Here is a 16,556-nt window from a genome sequence, read left to right as displayed (position 1 = left end):
GCTCAGATGCAGGTCAGCGGGTAACTTATCACAGCCGGGCGCCACCCGCAGGAAAATGTAGAAACTTTTCTTCTGGCGGAGAGAGTGAATTACTCGGCTTGCATTAACTAATTGAAGTGTGTTGTTAATAGATTCTTGTTAGGTGAGCCTGACCAACTATTGATTGTCTCTATCTGAGGAGCATGCTTTTGGGTGCCTCACTGCCTACCCTGCAAATGCCTGATCTACCACTGCCGATCTACGATGATTCGTTGCTCTGCGCAGACACCGCCCGTGTCTACGAAAACGAGTCGCGTGAAGCCATTTCACGCGTGGCCCACCGATTGGCATCGGTGAACGCGCCGACGACCGGACCGACTCCGCAGCAGTTGCAGGAACGCATCGACCTGGTCGACCTGCATAGTCCGTTGGGTTCAACCCAGGACTCGTTCACCGAGCTGAATGAGTTGTATTTCAACGACGCGGTCTACTTCCACGACCCGAAGTACGCGGCGCACTTGAACTGCCCCGTCGTGATCCCTGCGGTGGTCGCCGAGAACTTCGTCACGAGCATCAACACCTCGATGGACACTTTTGACCAGAGCGCTGGAGCAACACTGATCGAGCGCAAACTCATCGATTTCACCGCCGATCTGATCGGCTTCGGGACCGGGCAGGCCGACGGAATCTTTACCTCTGGCGGAACTCAATCCAACCTTCAGGCCATGCTGATCGCACGAAACACCGCAACCGCAAAGCTGCGGGGCACCTTGCCTGAACGGCTGGCTAATCTGCGGATCTATTGCTCGGAAGATGCGCACTTCTCGATTCGCAACGCCGCGATGCTCCTTGGCCTGGGCTACGACGCGGCCGTGGCGATCCCTACAGACGCCCAGCACCGCATGGATGCGCATGCATTGCGCGTGCGCCTGGACGCAGACCTCGCCGCCGGTTTGGTGCCCATGGCCATCTCCGCCACCAGCGGGAATACCGACTTCGGGGCCATCGATCCGTTGCCCCAGCTAAGTGCTATCGCCACAGAAGTAGGCGCGTGGTTCCATGTGGATGCCGCATACGGTTGCGGCCTGCTCGTCTCCAACTCCCACCGCCACCGGTTGGACGGCATTGAATTGGCCGACTCGGTCACCGTGGATTACCACAAGTCCTTCTTCCAGCCCATCGGCTCCAGCGCCTTGGTGGTCCGCTCGGCAGCCTCCTTGGAATCCATCGCCCACTATGCCGAGTACCTGAACCCGCGTGCGGAGGCCGAGTCCACCCCCAACCAGGTCTCGAAGTCCCTGCAGACCACACGGCGCTTCGATGCGCTGAAGCTGTGGGTCACGTTGCGCTCTTTGGGGGCCAGCCGTTTGGGTGCCATGTTCGACCAGGTCATCGCCTTGGCAGAGGACGCTCAACAGGAAGTTGCCATGCGCGCCCAGCTTCGGATGGCAGCCGACGTGCAGCTGAGCACGCTGGTCTTCTCCTTTGAAGATCCACAGCACCCACTGGAACTGGACGAGCACAATGCCCTGGCCAACCAGATCCGCCAACGCCTCTATGCCAGCGGCGAAGCGATGATCGCCGCCACCACGGTCAAAGGCAAACGCCTGCTGAAACTGACGCTGCTCAATCCGAATACGACCCTGGCCGATATCAGCGAGATCCTCGACGCTATCTGCCGGATTGGTTCCGGACTGCTGGCCGAACGCACCCTTGGAGAGAAGAAATGATTGAACCTACCGAGCACTTTGACGTCATCGCTATTGGCGCTGGCCCTTTCAATCTGGGTTTTGCCGCCTTGGCCGATGGATTGGATGATCTGCACGTTGCAGTTCTGGAAGCCGGAGAGAAGTTCGTCTGGCACCCTGGCATGATGCTTCCCGGAACCCATCTCCAGGTTCCCTTCATGGCAGATCTGGTGACCATGGCGGACCCGACCAGCAAGCATTCGTTCTTGAACTATCTCAAGGAAAAACAGCGGCTTTACCCGTTCTATATCCGCGAAGACTTCTACGCCTTGCGCGAGGAGTATTCCAACTACCTGGCGTGGGCCGCAGAAAATATTCAAAGCGTACGATTCGGGCACCGGGTGCTCGAAGCCGAATACCACGACGGGGTCTACCTGTTGTCGGTGCTCACTGCCGCAGGATTGACCCGATTCACCGCAGACAAGTTGGTGCTGGGCACCGGATCCCAGCCTTATCTGCCGCCGGTTCTCACCACGGAAGCACAAGCCACCGGCAACGTGGTGCACTCAAGCGACTACGCCTTCCACCGCGAGAAACTCCTATCCTCCCGGACCGCAGGTTCCGGCCCGAAAGTAACTGCTGTGCTCGGCAGCGGCCAGAGCGCCGCAGAAATCTTCTTGGATCTTCTGCGCAGCTTGCCAGAAGAGGATCATCTGGTGTGGGCAACGCGTTCAGAACGCTACTTCCCGCTGGAATACACCAAGCTCACTTTGGAGATGACATCTCCGGATTACATCGACCACTTCCATGCCCTGCCCATGGATCAGCGGGATGTCCTGTCAGCAGAGCAAAAGGGGCTCTACAAGGGGATCAACGCGGACTTGATTAACGAAATCCACGAAGAGCTCTACCAGCGAAGCGTCAATGGCGCAGCGAATGTGCACCTGCGTACCGGCTGCGCGGCCACGAGCATCGGCGCTGACACGGATCACCTGGCCATCAGCTTGCGCCATGAACGCACCGGTGAAGACCTGGAATTCCTCGCCGACCACCTTGTCATGGCAACCGGCTACCGCGCAGGCACTCCGGACTTCTTGCAAGGCATCAGCCAACGCATCGATTACCTTCCCGATGGCCGCTTCAATGTAGATCGCGAATATTCCATCGGGTTGGACCAGGACATCTTCGTGCAGAACGCTGAACTGCACACCCACGGCTTCACCGCTCCGGATCTGGGCATGGGAGCCTACCGCAATTCAGTAATTATCAACCGCTTGGCTGGACGCGAGGTCTACCCGATCGAGCGACGGATCGCTTTCCAGCGATTCGGCGCCGCCGAACTCAGCGGCTTGCCCACTTCCGCCACTGCCAGCGCACGAGCCTAAGGAACTTCCGATGACCAACTACACTTTCCGTTCCGTGACGTTGCCCGGGGATACTGCGCTGCTGCATTCGTGGATTGCCACCGCGCGTGCCTCCTTCTGGGGCATGGCCAACGCAACCGAAAAGGAAATCGAAGCAGAATACCGCACATTGCTTGGCACCCCAGGCTACGAAGTCCTCTTCGGCATCGACGCATCAGGGGACGAGAAATTCCTTGTCGAGCTCTACGACCCCGCAGCATCGCCCCTGGCCGATGCATACAACTGCGTCCGCGGCGACCGTGGACTGCACTTCCTGGCTCCGGCAGCCACCGAGCCGCAGCCTGGGTTCACCCTCGAAGCTCTCTCCTCGGCCATGGTCCAGGCTTTCGCCCTGCCCGGAACCGAACGAATCATCGTGGAACCTGACCTGCGCAACAAAGCCATCCATGCCCTGAATGCCCGAGTTGGCTTCCGCCCGGTACGTCCAGTGGAGCTCTCCGAAGCAGACGGCTCAATCAAGCAGGCACTTCTGTCCATCTGCACTCGCCAGGACTTCGAAACCGCTACCGGCCGCGGCTTGGAATCCTCATTCCTCTCCCCTGCACGTTGGGACATCGCCAATCGCCATGTCTTGGCCAAAGCCCTAGGCGAATTTTCGCATGAGCGCCTCCTGGAGCCTGCCGGCCATGGAGAAAACCGCTACTCAGTCCAGAAGGATGCCCACCGCTACAGCTTCAGCGCCCAGCGGTACCAGCTGAACCACTGGTTGGTTTCACCGCAGTCCGTGGAACACCACCACTTCGTTGACGGCAGCTGGCAGCAGGCAGAGGTGGACGCCATTGAGTTCATCACCCACTTCTGCCAGGAACTCACGCTTTCCCCGGTGCAGCTGCCCACCTACCTTGAAGAGCTCTCATCCACGCTGGCCAGCCACTGCTACAAGCAGGTTCATGCAACCCATAATTCAGCACAGCTGGCCCGGTTCGACGGCACAGCCGCACAGTCCTTCCAGCTCATCGAATCTTCCATGACCGAGGGCCACCCGTGCTTCATAGCCAACAACGGAAGAATGGGCATCGGGCGCACCGACTACCTGAGGTACGCCCCCGAAACCGGTTCCGCCCTGCACCTTGGCTGGGCTGCCGCCCACAAGTCCCGAGCACAATTCGACGCCGTGGATTCGCTGGATTACGAAGGGCTGCTGGCCGCCGAGCTGGATCCAGCCGAGCGCCAGCGCTTGGATGCGGCCCTGGAGGCCTCCTTGTTCGGCACCGGCTATGCAGCCGGGGACTACATCTTCATTCCGGTGCACCCTTGGCAATGGGAGAACCGCCTGTCGATCACGTTCGCCAATGATATTGCCCGCAAGCAATTGATCTGGCTGGGCACCAGCGTTGACGAGTACCAGGCGCAGCAGTCGATCCGTACCTTCTTCAACCTGTCCAACCCGGAACGACACTACGTCAAGACGGCAATGTCGATCTTGAATATGGGGTTCATGCGCGGGCTCAGTGCCGAGTACATGAAGGTGACTCCCGCGATCAACCAGTGGTTGGGCGAGCTGTTCGCAAAGGACCCGGTGCTCTCGATCCAGCCGGTCGCCCTGCTGCGTGAAATTGCGGCCGTAGGCTACCGCAACCCGCAGTTCGAAGCAGCCACCGGCAAGAGCGATCCGCAGCGGAAGATGCTGGCTGCGCTGTGGCGGGAGTCCCCGATCAGCCTGCTGGGCCCGGAAGAAAAGTTGGCTACGATGGCCAGCCTATTGCATGTCGATGCGTCCGGCAGGTCCTTTGCCGGCGCCCTCATTCGCCGCAGCGGGCTAGCACCGGCCGACTGGCTAAGCCGTTACCTCGATGCCTACCTCATTCCGCTGGTGCATTGCCTGGCTGCCTATGATTTGGTGTTCATGCCGCATGGCGAAAACGTGATCATGGTGCTTGAGAACGGTGCTGTGAAGAAGGTCCTGCTCAAGGATCTGGGCGAAGAGATTGCCGTGCTCTCGGACCGGGTGGAACTCCCGGAGGAGATTCGCCGGGTACGCACCGGTGGAGATCCGGTTTTGTCGGTCTTCACGGATGTCTTTGATTCGTTCTTCCGCTTCCTCGCGCCGCTGCTGGATGCCGAAGAACTGCTTTCCGAAGCAGATTTCTGGCAGACCGTAGTTCAACGGCTGCTGGATTATCGCGGGCAGCATCCGCAGTTCGCTGAACGCTTTGATCAGCTGGGACTTTTCGCGCAGAGCTTCCCGCTGTCGTGCTTGAACCGCCTGCAGTTGCGCAACAACCAGCAGATGCTGGATCTCGCCGACCAGTCCGGAGGTCTGCTCTACGCAGGCGATCTGGAGAACCCGCTGGCCACCGCCCTCATTCCCGCTGGCTGATTTGCCGGCTTCCCCAGCATCGCGCCGTACAGTCATCGTGCGGCGCGATGCTTGCTATTTCCGCGGCTGTGCCGTGATCCTGCGTGCCAGCTCGCCGACCCCTGCGCCCTGAAGCCGCGGGAGGACCTGTTCCCTTCCGGCCATCGCCAGGACCAGATCCAGCAGTTCGCCACGCACCTCGGGACCGTTCCCGCAACTGAAAGCGTCGTCCACCGCCGACATCCGCAACCCCTTGACCAGGGTGCTGCTATTGACTGCGAAGTCCTTGGAGGCGAAGAATCCTGCCACCGCTCGCAGTGCCGTGGGTTCAGGCCGCAGGATCAGATCGAGTGCCTGGACGATGTCCTGACCGTGCACTACCACTTCGCCCAGCAAACCGGCCACCGAGTTCAGCGGGGCAATGGACTTGCTGGCAGAACGATTGAAATTATCCAGCGTTTGCCGGGCGCCGTCCCCGAGCTGCGGGCGCAGCAGCCGCTCGTTGTGCCGGTCGGCATTGAATCCGGAACGAGCCATATTCACCAGCCAGCGGGCGGTCGAAGTGGATCCGGCGGCCGCCAGGTGCGCCGCCACATCGCGGATCTGCCAGTTCGCGCATAGCGATGGGGCGTTCCACTGCTCCGGAGCCAAGCTGCCCAGCAATCCTGCCAACCGCGCACGCTCGGCATGGACCAGCTCCCAATGCCATCTCGCATCCTTCATGGCGCCTCATCCCCATAGATCCAGTACCGGCTCAGCTTCCAGGAGCATACCGGATTTCCGGTTGCGCCATCTTGCCACTGGTCAAATGGCGGTTCTCCAAAGCCACGAAAAATATCTGGAAAATCTTGGTACTAAGTATTGCTAAATACCGCTACTTAGTTCTACTATCTACTTGTACTCAATGACACTAAGTAGAGAGGGGTGCAGCATGGCCACACAGATGACCGAGATGCTCAAAGGCACCTTGGAAGGGATCGTCCTGGCGATCCTGGCCGAACGCCCGGCCTACGGATACGAGATCACCACGGAACTGCGCGAACGCGGCTTCACCGATCTGGCCGAGGGAACCATCTACGCGCTGCTGGTGCGCATCGAGCAGAAAGGCCTCGTCTCGGTGGAGAAAGTCCCGTCCGAAAAAGGGCCTCCCCGCAAGGTCTTCACCCTCAACCCCAGCGGCAAGCAGCAGCTCGACGACTTCTGGACCACCTGGAACCTGCTCGTCTCCCGCATCAACAACCTCCCCTACCCGAGCACCCCGCAGAAAGGGCACTGATCATGGTCGCCAAATGGATTGAAGCTTTCACCGGCTCACTGGAGCAGAAGAAACAGTACAAGCAGAGCATGGCACGCCTCAAGGCCCTGCCCCAGCCCTATGCCAAGGCCGCTGCAGGAGTGCAGCGCTACCTGCTGAACCAGAGCGGGGTCACCGACGCCGAAACGATGATCTCCATGTATTCGGACCTGGCCGACCTCTTCGAAGGAGCAGCCGCCAACGGCACCGCACTGCGCGAACTGCTTGGCCAGGACCCGGCGGAATTCGCCGATGACTTCGCCCAGGCCTACGGGGGCAAGCGCTGGACCGACAAGGAACGCACCCGCCTGGCCGACACCATTTCCGAAGCAGAGAACGAATCGAAGGAGCAATGACATGAATACCGCATTGGCCCCGGAACCGGCCATCGAGGTCACCGGACTGGTCAAGTCATTCAAGAAGCTGCCCGTGCTGCGCGGACTGGACTTCACCGTGCAGCCTGGCAGCATCTTCGCCTTGCTCGGTTCCAATGGCGCCGGCAAGACGACGCTGGTGCGGATCCTGGCCACCCTCCTTCCCGCCGATGCGGGAACCGCCCGGGTCTGCGGAGCTGCAGTGCGCGAGAACCCGGTCCAGGTCCGCCGGTCGCTGGGCCTGACCGGGCAATTCGCAGCAGTGGACGAGGTCCTGACCGGGCGCGAAAACTTGCTGCTGATCGCGCGGCTGCTCCGCTTGGAGAATCCGCGGTCCATCGCCAACGGCTTGCTGGAGCGCTTCAACCTCTGCGACGCAGCGGACCGGCCCGCAGGAACCTACTCCGGCGGGATGCGCAGGCGCCTTGATATCGCCATGGGACTGGCCGGCAACCCGCCGGTGCTCCTGCTCGATGAGCCGACCACGGGACTGGATCCCCAATCGCGCCGCGAGACCTGGCAGGTGATCCGCGACTTGGCCGAGTCCGGCACCACGATCCTGCTCACCACCCAGTACCTGGATGAAGCAGAGCACCTGGCCGATCAAATCGCTATCCTCCACGAGGGCACCATCATCCACCAGGGCACGTTGGCCGAGCTCCAGGCCCTGCTGCCGCCGGCCACCACCGAGCTGGTGGCCAAGCGGCCGAGCCTGGAGGAGATCCCCCTGGAACTGATCGGCCACCACCAGCGAACCGAAGGGAGCAAGCCATGAGCATCGCGGCACTGCAGGAAACCAGAATCCTCACCGGGCGCTCGATGCGCCACGTTGTCCGCAGCCCCGACACCATCATCACCACGGCCATCACCCCGGTGGCCATGATACTGCTGTTCGCCTACGTCTTCGGCGGGGCCATCGGCACCAGCGCCACCGGGCCGTATATCAACTACCTGCTGCCCGGGATCCTGGTCATCACCATCGCCTCCGGGGTCGCCTACACCTCCTACCGGCTGTTCCTGGACCTGCGCGATGGGCTGGTGCAGCGCCTGCGCTCCATGCCGATCTCCCGCTCCAGCGTGCTCTGGAGCCATGTGGCGACCTCGTTGGCGGCGAACCTCCTGTCCCTGGCGCTGGTACTGGGGGTCGCCCTGGCCATGGGCTTCCGCTCCTCCGCCTCCATGGCAGCGTGGATCGCCGTGCTCGCGCTGCTGTGCCTGGTGACCCTAAGCCTGACCTGGGTAGCGGTGCTTGCCGGCTTGAGCGCGAAATCGGTGGATGGCGCCAGCGCCTTCAGCTACCCGCTGATCTTCCTGCCCTTCATCTCCTCGGCGTTCGTTCCCACCGAGTCAATGCCCGGGCCGGTGGCCTGGTTCGCCGAGCACCAGCCGATCACTGCTATCGTCGATTCGCTGCGCGCCCTGCTGTCGCAAGAACCCGTGGGTTCCGAGCTCTGGATTGCCCTGGCCTGGCTGGCAGGCATCTTGATCCTGGCTTGGGCGCTGGCCACGCGGATCTACCGGAGCAAGACCTCCAGCTGAGCGGCGGGCGCTCCGCACGGGACGCGCGCCGTCTGCAACTGCTGTGGAAAGCAGAGCAAGCCCCCGACTTGAACATTGTTCAAGTCGGGGGCTTTTCGTGTACATTGGTGCCAGCAATTGAACACCGTTCAAGAATGGCTGCACCTTGGCAGGCAGTCATCCAACCAGGCGAAGGAACCCATGAGCATCCCCGCGCAGCGCACCGACACCGCAGATTTCACCGAGCTGGCCGCACGCATCTCCGCTGGCCACCAGCTCACCGCAGCAGAGGCCCTCGGGCTGCTGGCCACCAGCGACGCGCAGACGTCGGCACTGGTCAGTGCGGCCGGGGTGCTGCGGCGCAAGCATTTCGGCAACACCGTGAAGGTCAACTACCTGGTCAACCTGAAGTCCGGCTTGTGCCCCGAGGACTGCACCTACTGTTCCCAGCGTCTGGGCTCCAAGGCCGAAATCCTGAAATACACCTGGCTCAAGCCCGGCGAAGCGGTGCGCCAGGCAGGTTTGGGCATCGCCGGCGGCGCCTCGCGGGTCTGCATGGTCGCCTCCGGCAAGGGACCCACAGACCGCGATGTGGAACGCGTCGCGGACATGATCGGCGCATTGAAGGAAGCGCATCCGCAGGTCGAGGTCTGCGCCTGCATCGGCATCCTGAAGCAGGGGCAGGCCCAGCGGCTCAAGGAGGCCGGCGCCGACGCCTACAACCACAACCTGAATACGGCCGAGTCCCTCTACCCGGAAATCTGCAGCACCCACAGCTTCGCCGAGCGCGTCTCCACCGTCCAGCAGTCCAGGTCCGCCGGCCTCTCCCCCTGCTCGGGGCTCATCGTTGGACTGGGCGAAACTCCTGAGCAGCTGGTCGAGGCGATCTTCGCCTTGCGCGCACTGGAAGCCGATTCCATTCCGGTGAACTTCTTGATGCCTTTCGACGGCACCCCGCTGGAAGGCACCTGGAACCTGACCCCGCGCGCCTGCCTGCGGATCCTGGCCGTAGTGCGGCTAGCCTGCCCGGACAAGGAAATCCGGATGGCCGGCGGACGCGAAATGCACCTGCGTTCCTTGCAGGCCAATGCCCTGGAAGTGGCCAATTCGCTGTTTCTCGGCGACTATCTGACCAGCGAAGGGCAGGATGCGAAAGCCGACCTGGCGATGATTGCCGACGCGGGGTTCGTGGTCCTGGGCCAAGAAGGCCAGGACCCGGCGCAGCTGGCCAGGACGCTGCGCGAAGCCGCCGGCCATGCTTCGCGCCAGCCGGAGGATGCGGGCAACGCCGGGGCCAGCGGGTGCAGCGGATCGTGCTGCACCTCCGTTGCTTCCCCGGCCTGCGGCAGCGCCTCCTCGGGCTGCGGCACCGGCACGGCCGAACCGGTGCTCCGCCGCCGCGGCGCCGGGACCGGGGAAAGCCCGAACGCCTGATCGCGGCCATGCGGCCTCCGTCTATGCCGGGAGGTCGGTGGGCAGGGTGAGAATCTCCGCGCCAGTTTCCGTGATGGCAATGGTGTGCTCGGTGTGCGCCGTGCGGCAGCCGGTGGCGCTGCGCAGGGTCCAGCCATCGCGGTCGGTCACCAGCTTGCTGGTATCGGCCATGACCCACGGTTCGATGGCCAGCAGAAGACCGGGACGCAGCGTGTACCCGCGTCCGCGGCGGCCGTCGTTGGAAACGTGAGGATCCTGATGCATGGTGCTGCCGATGCCGTGGCCGCCGAATTCCATGTTGACCTTGTACCCTTCGGCGGTCAGCACCGATCCGATGGCGAAGGACAGGTCGCCGATCTTGGCTCCGGGACGCGCCTCGGCGATAGCGGCGGCCAGGGCGCGCTGCGTGGTCTCGATCATCTTCAGGTCTTCTGCACGCGCAGCCGTGCCGACAATGAAGCTGATCGCCGCGTCGGAGGCGATGCCTTTCAAGGTGACGGCCAGATCCAGGGTGAGCAAGTCGCCATCGGCCAGCTGGTAGTCGCGAGGCAGTCCATGGAGCACCGCATCGTTGACTCCAGTGCAGATGTAATGGCCGAAGGGGCCGCTGCCGAAGGACGGGGCGTAGTCGACGTAGCAGGAGACCGCGCCGGCCTCCTCGATCATTTCCTTGGTCCAGGCGTCGATTTCCAAGAGATTGGTGCCGACCTGCACGCGGTGCTTGAGCGTATTGAGGATGTTTCCGACAAGGCGTCCGGTCTCGCGGGCGCGCTCTACTTCGCTGGCTGTGAGAATCTCGATCATTCCAATTACTATACCGGTATTTTAATACCGGTATAATGGTCTCATTATGGTCAGACTGCCGCTTACCGCCCGGGAAATCGAACAGGGCAAGAACCTCGGCGCGCTGCTTCGGCAGGCACGCGGCGAACGAACAATCCTCGACGTCGCGATCCAAGCCGGCCTCTCCCCCGAAACCCTGCGGAAAATCGAAACCGGCCGCGTCGCCACTCCCGCTTTTTCCACCATCGCCGCCGTCGCGGCCGCGCTGAGCCTATCGCTCGATGAGATCTGGTCAACCATCAACTCGCAGAAAACCTGCGGCTCTCCAGCACTTCACCCCTCACAGCTATCGCACCGCTAATTCGCAGGGCCTGATCCCTTCTGCATGTACAAGTTGACGCGTACATAACTAGTATGTACACTTTTTTGCGTACATGCACGCCTTTCGGAGTTAAGGAAATGAACGTGGCAAGCCGCCTCACTCGACCTCTAACCATTCCCTCCGAAGAGGACATGGACCTATTCGAAATCATGGCCGCTCTGGCCGATCCGGTCAGGCGCGCCATCATCGGACACATTGGCGCAACCCCCGGTGGCGCGTGCAGCAGCTCGGACTTTGGTGTCTCAAAGTCGGCACTCACCCGGCACTGGCGCATCCTCAGGGAATCCGGCTTGATCAGGCAAGAGGCTGATGGCACCCGGCACCGCAACTGGTTGCGCACCGAAGAACTGGATCATCGATTCCCTGGACTCATGGATACGGTTCGCCAGGAACTTGCCCGCACCACATAAAATTCTTCACCCTTAGATACCTCATCGACCACAAGATAAGAATTCGGAGCAACCCATGAGCACAACCAAGATCGGGATTATCGGTAGCGGAAATATCGGCCAGGCCATTGCTCGCCTAGCAGTGGCCGCTGGCGCCACCGTGGCCATCGCGAACTCACGCGGCACCGCCTCGCTCGCCGACGTGGTGGAAGAACTCGGCGACAACGCGCACGCGGCAACCGTTGCTGAAGCCGCTGAATATGGCGATATCGTCGTGTTGGCCATCCCGCTGTCGGCTTATTCGGACCTTCCAACCCAGGTGCTTGCCAACAAGACGGTCCTATCCACCGGCAACTACTACCCATCCCGCGACGGGCGCATAGAAGTTCTCGATTCCTTGAAGTCCACTACTGCGCAGTTGGAAGCATCGCTCCTTCCCGGCGCCCGCATCACCAAAGCCTTCAACAACATCGTGGCGCATCACATCCCGCTTCTGGTCAATTCAGCTCCGAGGACCGCGTTGCCAATATATGGCGATGACCTTGCTGCCAAGACCGAAGTGCTGGAACTTGTCCAAGCGTTGGGCTTCGACACGGTTAATGCCGGAACCTTGGCTGATTCGTGGCGCGCCGAGCCCGAATCCGGTGGCTACACTCACGTCTACGCCCAAGATCCCGCTAATTTCTACTCCGCGCACCTTGCCGATCGCGGTCAGCCAGTGACTATCGCGCAGCTCGAAGAGGCGCTCGCCACTGCGCATCGAGCCGACGTCGCCGCCCGCCAGTTCTAGCAGACCACGAGGCTAGGACTGGAATAACCATTCGAGACTACTTGTTGCCTCAAGCATGAAGAACATCGGATTCTTGTCCTTCGGCCACTGGACCGACCACCCGCAATCAGGCACCCGCACCGCCTCCGATGCCCTGCTGCAGGCCATCGATCTGGCGGTCGCCGCCGAGGAGCTCGGCGCGGACGGCGCCTATTTCCGCGTGCACCACTTCGCCCAGCAATACGCCTCCCCGTTCCCGCTGCTGGCTGCCATCGGCGCGCGAACCAGCCGCATCGAGATCGGTACCGGCGTCATCGACATGCGCTACGAGAACCCGCTGTACATGGCTGAGGATGCAGGCTCCGCCGACCTGATTTCCAATCGCCGCCTGCAGCTGGGCATCAGCCGTGGTTCGCCCGAGCAGGTCATTGACGGCTGGCGCCACTTCGGCTTCGAGCCGCGCGAGGGCGAATCGGATGCCGATATGGGCCGCCGGCATACCGAGCGCCTGCTCGAGGTGCTTTCCGGGGAAGGCTTCGCCGAGCCTAGCCCGAACCCGATGTTCCCCAATCCCCCGGGCCTGCTGCGCATCGAGCCGCATTCGGACACCTTGCGCGAACGCATCTGGTGGGGTTCCGGATCCAATGCCACTGCAGTGTGGGCCGCGAAGCTGGGCATGAACCTGCAGAGCTCCACGCTCAAGGACGATGAATCGGGCAAGCCCTTCCACGTCCAGCAGGCCGAGCAGATCCAGCTCTACCGCGACGCCTGGAAGGAAGCCGGCCACTCACGCGAACCGCGCGTCTCGGTGAGCCGCAGCATCTTCGCACTGACCGATGAGCGCGACTGGCAGTACTTCGGCCGTGACCGCTACAGCTCGGACCAGATCGGCAACATCGATGAGAAGACCCGTGCGGTCTTCGGCAAGTCCTATGCCGGGGAACCAGATGAACTGGCCAAGAAGCTGGCCGAAGACGAAGCCATCGCCGCGGCGGATACGCTCCTTCTCACCGTTCCAAACCAGTTGGGCGTGGACTACAACGCCCACGTCATCGAATCAGTGCTCAAGCACGTGGCCCCGCTGATGGGCTGGCGCTGAACCGGCTCATTCGTTACGCGGATCCCTTCCCCATTTATTCCATTGAGACCCACGCCACTAGGGTAGATCAAAAGACTTAGACATTTGCACGCAGAATCAGGGAGCAACTCATGAGCAAGCCATTGAACGTCGCCTTCATCAAGGCCAGCTGGCATGCGGATATCGTCGACCAGGCCCTGGCCGGCTTCAAGGCCGAGATGGATTCTTCCGGGCAGGAATACACCATCAATGTCGTCAGCGTACCCGGCGCCTACGAAATGCCGTTGCAGGCCCAGCGCCTGGCGAAGACCGGCAAGTACGATGCAGTGGTAGCCGCAGCCCTCGTGGTTGACGGCGGCATCTACCGCCACGACTTCGTTGCCCAGGCGGTAGTGGACGGCTTGATGCGGGTCCAGCTGGATACCGATGTACCTACTTTCTCGGTCAGCCTGACCCCGCACCACTTCCACTCGAATGATGAGCACCAGGGCTTCTACTTCGAGCATTTCCTGAAGAAGGGCGCCGAGGCGGCACGCGCGGTTCAGGCCGTGGCGGCTATCGAGCTCTAGGGAATACGCGAAAAACAGGCGTGCTGCCTTGAACGCCGTTGTCAACGGTCAAGGCAGCACGCCTGAGCCGATTCTGGGCCAAGCCCTAGGCGCGATTTACGAATGCCTTATTTCGCGCTTTCCTTGCTTCCATAATGCAATATCCAAAACTCGTAATAACGACAAGTGAGGTTGGCCAGCCTCAGCCCTGATCGCTCTGAGCTTGTCTACAAATTCCGCGGCCTCGGAAGAACCGTCGTGGAAGGCTGAGTACCAAACGATCCACTGTTCTCCACTGCCTTTGATCCCGGCAACTGCTTCGACAACCGAATCGTAAACCGGAATCAAGTCCGGCCGCTTGCGAGCCATGATCTTGCTTGCCGTGGTTTGTCCAACCTTCCAAGGGTCTTCATGTTGCCGTAGAAGCGACCACAATTTATCCGCAGGCGATCCCTCAGCGAGATATTTCTCGAATGATTCTGGTGTCAAATTCTCAAACTTCAAGTCCTGCGGAATCTGGGACAGCAATTCTCTGATTTGCTCGGCTAGCGTTTCGAGGATTCCCAAGGAAGCCTGCGCTGGCACGTCAACGGAGAGCATCGATACCGCCACCAAGTCGGTCGCAGTGATTCGATGTGGATCAGTATCGACACCTTCACCCAGAGTTTCAAAGCGCGATCCAGAATACTTGGGCCGACCGTTTCCCATGGTCCCGAAATAGTCCCTTACATCTTCTACCGCAGTGCTGAAGTCTACTTTTGATCGAAGTTGCATTTACGCTGACCCCCATTGTTGGTTGAAGATTTGATTATTTCACCGTACCTGAAAGTACCGACAAGTTGGGCTCTCAACCATGATTCGGGAAATTAGTCGTCGCCTATTTGTCCCTCATCCTTCGTACGCTCTTTACATGATTGATTTCAATAATTCCTCTGTCTTCAAATTGGGCCCATGGGACCTTTCACAAGTCGCACCGGAGATCGTACCCATGATGGTCACTGGCGAAGAGCTACTAAGCGCTTTCAAGGGTGCACGCGACTACGTGGTCTTCAGCAACAAGCGACTCATCGCCGTCAATGTGCAAGGCATGACCGGCAAAAAGCGGGATTACACCTCGTTACCGTATTCGAAAGTCCAGTCGTTCTCCCTTGAAACAGCTGGAACCTTCGATCTGGATGCGGAGCTGGACCTGTGGTTCAGCGGGTTGGGCAAAGTTCGTCTGGAGTTCAAGGGCAAAGTTGATGTCCGGGCCCTCTCTCAGCTCATCGCCTCCTACGTGCTCTAGCAAGGCAGCACGCCTGTTCCTATTCAGGGCGCGACCGCTGGCTGCTACCAAGCCTCGCGCGGGCTGAGCCGGGCTGCTGCCATTGATGCACCCAGGATGATGGTGCGCATGAAGCGTTCGGCCGCTTCGATCAGCAGCCGCTCCCCGTCATCCACTGCTTCTTGCAGCGTCATCGGGATGGGCATGATCGAGGCAATGGCGTCAATTCCGATATCGTGCACGTCTCGGCAGCCGCGGCCCAGAGTTCCTGCCAGGGCCACTACCGGCACCCCATGCAGCGCCGCGCGCCGTGCTACCTCCGCCGGCACCTTGCCCTTGGGCGTCTGGAAGTCGATGGCGCCTTCTGCGGTGATGACCAGATCCGCTCCGCGCAGCATCGAGTCCAGATCGATGCCGGCCAAGCCCGAGTCCAGGATCGCCTCGAAGCGAGGCAAGAGCACCGCCCCCACCGCCGCCAAGCCAGCGCCCAGCCCGCCCGAAGCACCCGTCCCCGGGGCCAAAGCGAAATCCGTGGAGCGCGAGGACTCCAGCGCATCGCGGCGCAGGATCGAGGCCCAGCGTTCGAAACCTGCTGACATGATTTCGACCTGTTCCGGAGTTGCCCCCTTCTGCGGACCGAAAACGCGGGCCACTCCGCGCGGGCCGGTCAGCACATTGTGCGGGTTCAGCGCCATGGTGATCCGGACATTCCCGGCAGCCAGGGCCGGGTGCAGGCCGGACAGATCCAACCGGTCCACCGATCCGAGGTAGTTGCCGCCGGCCTTGACCTCATGGCCGTTGGCATCAAGGATTCGTGCACCCAGCGCCTGCAATGCCCCCATGCCGCCATCCGAGGTACCCGAGTCGCCGCAGCCCACGAGGATCTTGGAGGCCCCGGCATCAATGGCGGCCGCGATCAGCTCGCCCACACCGTAGCTGGTGGTGGTTCCCGGATCCCGCTGGTCGCGGGGAACCAGCCGCAGGCCCGCAGCGGCGGCCATTTCGACGACTGCCGTTCCGGCCGCTTCGCCACCGAGCATGGCGTAGTGGGACTCGACTTGCTGGCCGACCGGACCGGTGACTGCCATTGGCACCAGGTGGCCGCCGGTAGCGCATGCCAGGGTTTCTGCGGTGCCTTCGCCGCCATCGGCGATGGGCACTGCCTTGACCGTGGCTCCGGGCAAGGCCCGGCGAACCCCGGCGCCGATGGCCGCCGCGACTGCCGCCGCGTCGAGGGATTCCTTGAATCCGGAAGGGGCTACCAGGATGCGTTGTGGAAGTGCGTGTGCCATGATTCGTTGTCCTTTTCAGTGAGGATGAATGCGATGAGATG

General features: G+C 61.5%; 18 protein-coding genes. 14 read left to right on the top strand and 4 right to left on the bottom strand.

The features are described 5' to 3' along the window. The first annotated feature begins 215 nt into the window (after positions 1-215). The 3 genes from M2368_RS07970 to M2368_RS07960 are packed head-to-tail and all read left to right on the top strand — an operon-like array spanning position 216 to position 5,411. The gene (locus tag M2368_RS07970) at positions 216-1,709 is read left to right on the top strand and encodes a pyridoxal phosphate-dependent decarboxylase family protein (protein WP_105661913.1); all 1,494 of its coding nucleotides are present in this window, start codon (positions 216-218) and stop codon (positions 1,707-1,709) included. Next, positions 1,706-3,052, top strand: coding sequence for a lysine N(6)-hydroxylase/L-ornithine N(5)-oxygenase family protein (locus M2368_RS07965; protein WP_498724328.1), 1,347 nt, complete (start codon positions 1,706-1,708; stop codon positions 3,050-3,052). The genes M2368_RS07970 and M2368_RS07965 overlap by 4 nt, the downstream gene beginning before the upstream one ends. A 10-nt stretch (positions 3,053-3,062) precedes the next feature. Then, positions 3,063-5,411: a GNAT family N-acetyltransferase gene (locus M2368_RS07960; RefSeq protein ID WP_498724327.1), complete on the top strand. Its 2,349-nt coding sequence runs from the start codon at positions 3,063-3,065 to the stop codon at positions 5,409-5,411. 54 nt (positions 5,412-5,465) lie between these two features. On the opposite strand, the gene M2368_RS07955 is transcribed toward M2368_RS07960, so the two are convergent. Beyond that, positions 5,466-6,113: a maleylpyruvate isomerase family mycothiol-dependent enzyme gene (locus M2368_RS07955; protein ID WP_332486647.1), complete on the bottom strand. Its 648-nt coding sequence runs from the start codon at positions 6,111-6,113 to the stop codon at positions 5,466-5,468. Between the two features lie 208 nt (positions 6,114-6,321). On the opposite strand from M2368_RS07955, the gene M2368_RS07950 reads away from it, so the two are divergent. The 5 genes from M2368_RS07950 (at position 6,322) to bioB (ending at position 10,010) form a co-directional block, all read left to right on the top strand. Next, entirely contained in the window at positions 6,322-6,666 is a 345-nt protein-coding gene (locus M2368_RS07950; RefSeq protein WP_332486649.1) for a PadR family transcriptional regulator, read from the top strand. A 2-nt stretch (positions 6,667-6,668) separates the two neighbouring features. Then, complete coding sequence (locus tag M2368_RS07945; protein ID WP_105657228.1) at positions 6,669-7,040, top strand: DUF1048 domain-containing protein; 372 nt, start codon at positions 6,669-6,671, stop codon at positions 7,038-7,040. A gap of 1 nt (position 7,041) precedes the next feature. Then, on the top strand, positions 7,042-7,833 hold the full coding sequence (locus M2368_RS07940) for an ABC transporter ATP-binding protein (protein ID WP_498724326.1): 792 nt from the start codon (positions 7,042-7,044) through the stop codon (positions 7,831-7,833). Further along, positions 7,830-8,597, top strand: a complete 768-nt coding sequence (locus M2368_RS07935; RefSeq protein WP_498724325.1) for an ABC transporter permease — start codon at positions 7,830-7,832, stop codon at positions 8,595-8,597. Before M2368_RS07940 ends, M2368_RS07935 begins: the two co-directional genes overlap by 4 nt. A 180-nt stretch (positions 8,598-8,777) precedes the next feature. Beyond that, positions 8,778-10,010 (top strand): biotin synthase BioB, encoded by a 1,233-nt coding sequence (gene bioB / locus M2368_RS07930; protein WP_402472383.1) that lies wholly within the window; start codon positions 8,778-8,780, stop codon positions 10,008-10,010. A gap of 21 nt (positions 10,011-10,031) precedes the next feature. On the opposite strand, the gene map is transcribed toward bioB, so the two are convergent. Next, positions 10,032-10,814, bottom strand: a complete 783-nt coding sequence (gene map, locus M2368_RS07925; RefSeq protein ID WP_498724324.1) for a type I methionyl aminopeptidase — start codon at positions 10,812-10,814, stop codon at positions 10,032-10,034. A gap of 46 nt (positions 10,815-10,860) precedes the next feature. Here map and M2368_RS07920 point away from each other — a divergent pair, with 46 nt between their 5' ends. The 5 genes from M2368_RS07920 to M2368_RS07900 all read left to right on the top strand — a co-directional run bounded on the left by M2368_RS07920 (position 10,861) and on the right by M2368_RS07900 (position 13,980). Next, entirely contained in the window at positions 10,861-11,154 is a 294-nt protein-coding gene (locus M2368_RS07920) for a helix-turn-helix domain-containing protein (protein ID WP_332486659.1), read from the top strand. A gap of 104 nt (positions 11,155-11,258) precedes the next feature. Further along, positions 11,259-11,585, top strand: a complete 327-nt coding sequence (locus M2368_RS07915) for an ArsR/SmtB family transcription factor (RefSeq protein WP_498724323.1) — start codon at positions 11,259-11,261, stop codon at positions 11,583-11,585. 16 nt (positions 11,586-11,601) lie between these two features. Beyond that, entirely contained in the window at positions 11,602-12,354 is a 753-nt protein-coding gene (locus M2368_RS07910) for an NADPH-dependent F420 reductase (protein WP_388024191.1), read from the top strand. Between the two features lie 55 nt (positions 12,355-12,409). Then, entirely contained in the window at positions 12,410-13,432 is a 1,023-nt protein-coding gene (locus M2368_RS07905; RefSeq protein ID WP_105657221.1) for an LLM class flavin-dependent oxidoreductase, read from the top strand. 110 nt (positions 13,433-13,542) lie between these two features. Then, positions 13,543-13,980, top strand: a complete 438-nt coding sequence (locus M2368_RS07900; protein WP_105657220.1) for a 6,7-dimethyl-8-ribityllumazine synthase — start codon at positions 13,543-13,545, stop codon at positions 13,978-13,980. Positions 13,981-14,076: 96 nt separating this feature from the next. On the opposite strand, the gene M2368_RS07895 is transcribed toward M2368_RS07900, so the two are convergent. Next, entirely contained in the window at positions 14,077-14,733 is a 657-nt protein-coding gene (locus M2368_RS07895) for a DUF6308 family protein (RefSeq protein WP_146112926.1), read from the bottom strand. 136 nt (positions 14,734-14,869) lie between these two features. Here M2368_RS07895 and M2368_RS07890 point away from each other — a divergent pair, with 136 nt between their 5' ends. Further along, positions 14,870-15,244, top strand: a complete 375-nt coding sequence (locus tag M2368_RS07890) for a PH domain-containing protein (RefSeq protein WP_105661912.1) — start codon at positions 14,870-14,872, stop codon at positions 15,242-15,244. Between the two features lie 44 nt (positions 15,245-15,288). On the opposite strand, the gene M2368_RS07885 is transcribed toward M2368_RS07890, so the two are convergent. Further along, positions 15,289-16,515: a glycerate kinase family protein gene (locus tag M2368_RS07885; protein WP_134780869.1), complete on the bottom strand. Its 1,227-nt coding sequence runs from the start codon at positions 16,513-16,515 to the stop codon at positions 15,289-15,291. Positions 16,516-16,556 lie beyond the last annotated feature (41 nt).

This window comes from Arthrobacter sp. JUb119, from assembly GCF_024807995.1.
Classification (GTDB): domain Bacteria; phylum Actinomycetota; class Actinomycetes; order Actinomycetales; family Micrococcaceae; genus Glutamicibacter.
This window is presented reverse-complemented; position numbering and strand designations above follow the sequence as displayed.

What these genes read in the sequence shown, in the direction of transcription:
- M2368_RS07965 (WP_498724328.1), top strand. Translation starts at nt 1,706, where the DNA reads ATGATTGAACCTACCGAGCACTTTGACGTCATCGCTATTGGCGCTGGC.
- M2368_RS07950 (WP_332486649.1), top strand. Translation starts at nt 6,322, where the DNA reads ATGGCCACACAGATGACCGAGATGCTCAAAGGCACCTTGGAAGGGATC.
- M2368_RS07955 (WP_332486647.1), bottom strand. Translation starts at nt 6,113, where the DNA reads ATGAAGGATGCGAGATGGCATTGGGAGCTGGTCCATGCCGAGCGTGCG.
- M2368_RS07960 (WP_498724327.1), top strand. Translation starts at nt 3,063, where the DNA reads ATGACCAACTACACTTTCCGTTCCGTGACGTTGCCCGGGGATACTGCG.
- map (WP_498724324.1), bottom strand. Translation starts at nt 10,814, where the DNA reads ATGATCGAGATTCTCACAGCCAGCGAAGTAGAGCGCGCCCGCGAGACC.
- M2368_RS07895 (WP_146112926.1), bottom strand. Translation starts at nt 14,733, where the DNA reads ATGCAACTTCGATCAAAAGTAGACTTCAGCACTGCGGTAGAAGATGTA.
- M2368_RS07945 (WP_105657228.1), top strand. Translation starts at nt 6,669, where the DNA reads ATGGTCGCCAAATGGATTGAAGCTTTCACCGGCTCACTGGAGCAGAAG.
- M2368_RS07920 (WP_332486659.1), top strand. Translation starts at nt 10,861, where the DNA reads ATGGTCAGACTGCCGCTTACCGCCCGGGAAATCGAACAGGGCAAGAAC.
- M2368_RS07970 (WP_105661913.1), top strand. Translation starts at nt 216, where the DNA reads ATGCCTGATCTACCACTGCCGATCTACGATGATTCGTTGCTCTGCGCA.
- M2368_RS07890 (WP_105661912.1), top strand. Translation starts at nt 14,870, where the DNA reads ATGATTGATTTCAATAATTCCTCTGTCTTCAAATTGGGCCCATGGGAC.
- M2368_RS07935 (WP_498724325.1), top strand. Translation starts at nt 7,830, where the DNA reads ATGAGCATCGCGGCACTGCAGGAAACCAGAATCCTCACCGGGCGCTCG.
- bioB (WP_402472383.1), top strand. Translation starts at nt 8,778, where the DNA reads ATGAGCATCCCCGCGCAGCGCACCGACACCGCAGATTTCACCGAGCTG.
- M2368_RS07900 (WP_105657220.1), top strand. Translation starts at nt 13,543, where the DNA reads ATGAGCAAGCCATTGAACGTCGCCTTCATCAAGGCCAGCTGGCATGCG.
- M2368_RS07905 (WP_105657221.1), top strand. Translation starts at nt 12,410, where the DNA reads ATGAAGAACATCGGATTCTTGTCCTTCGGCCACTGGACCGACCACCCG.
- M2368_RS07885 (WP_134780869.1), bottom strand. Translation starts at nt 16,515, where the DNA reads ATGGCACACGCACTTCCACAACGCATCCTGGTAGCCCCTTCCGGATTC.
- M2368_RS07940 (WP_498724326.1), top strand. Translation starts at nt 7,042, where the DNA reads ATGAATACCGCATTGGCCCCGGAACCGGCCATCGAGGTCACCGGACTG.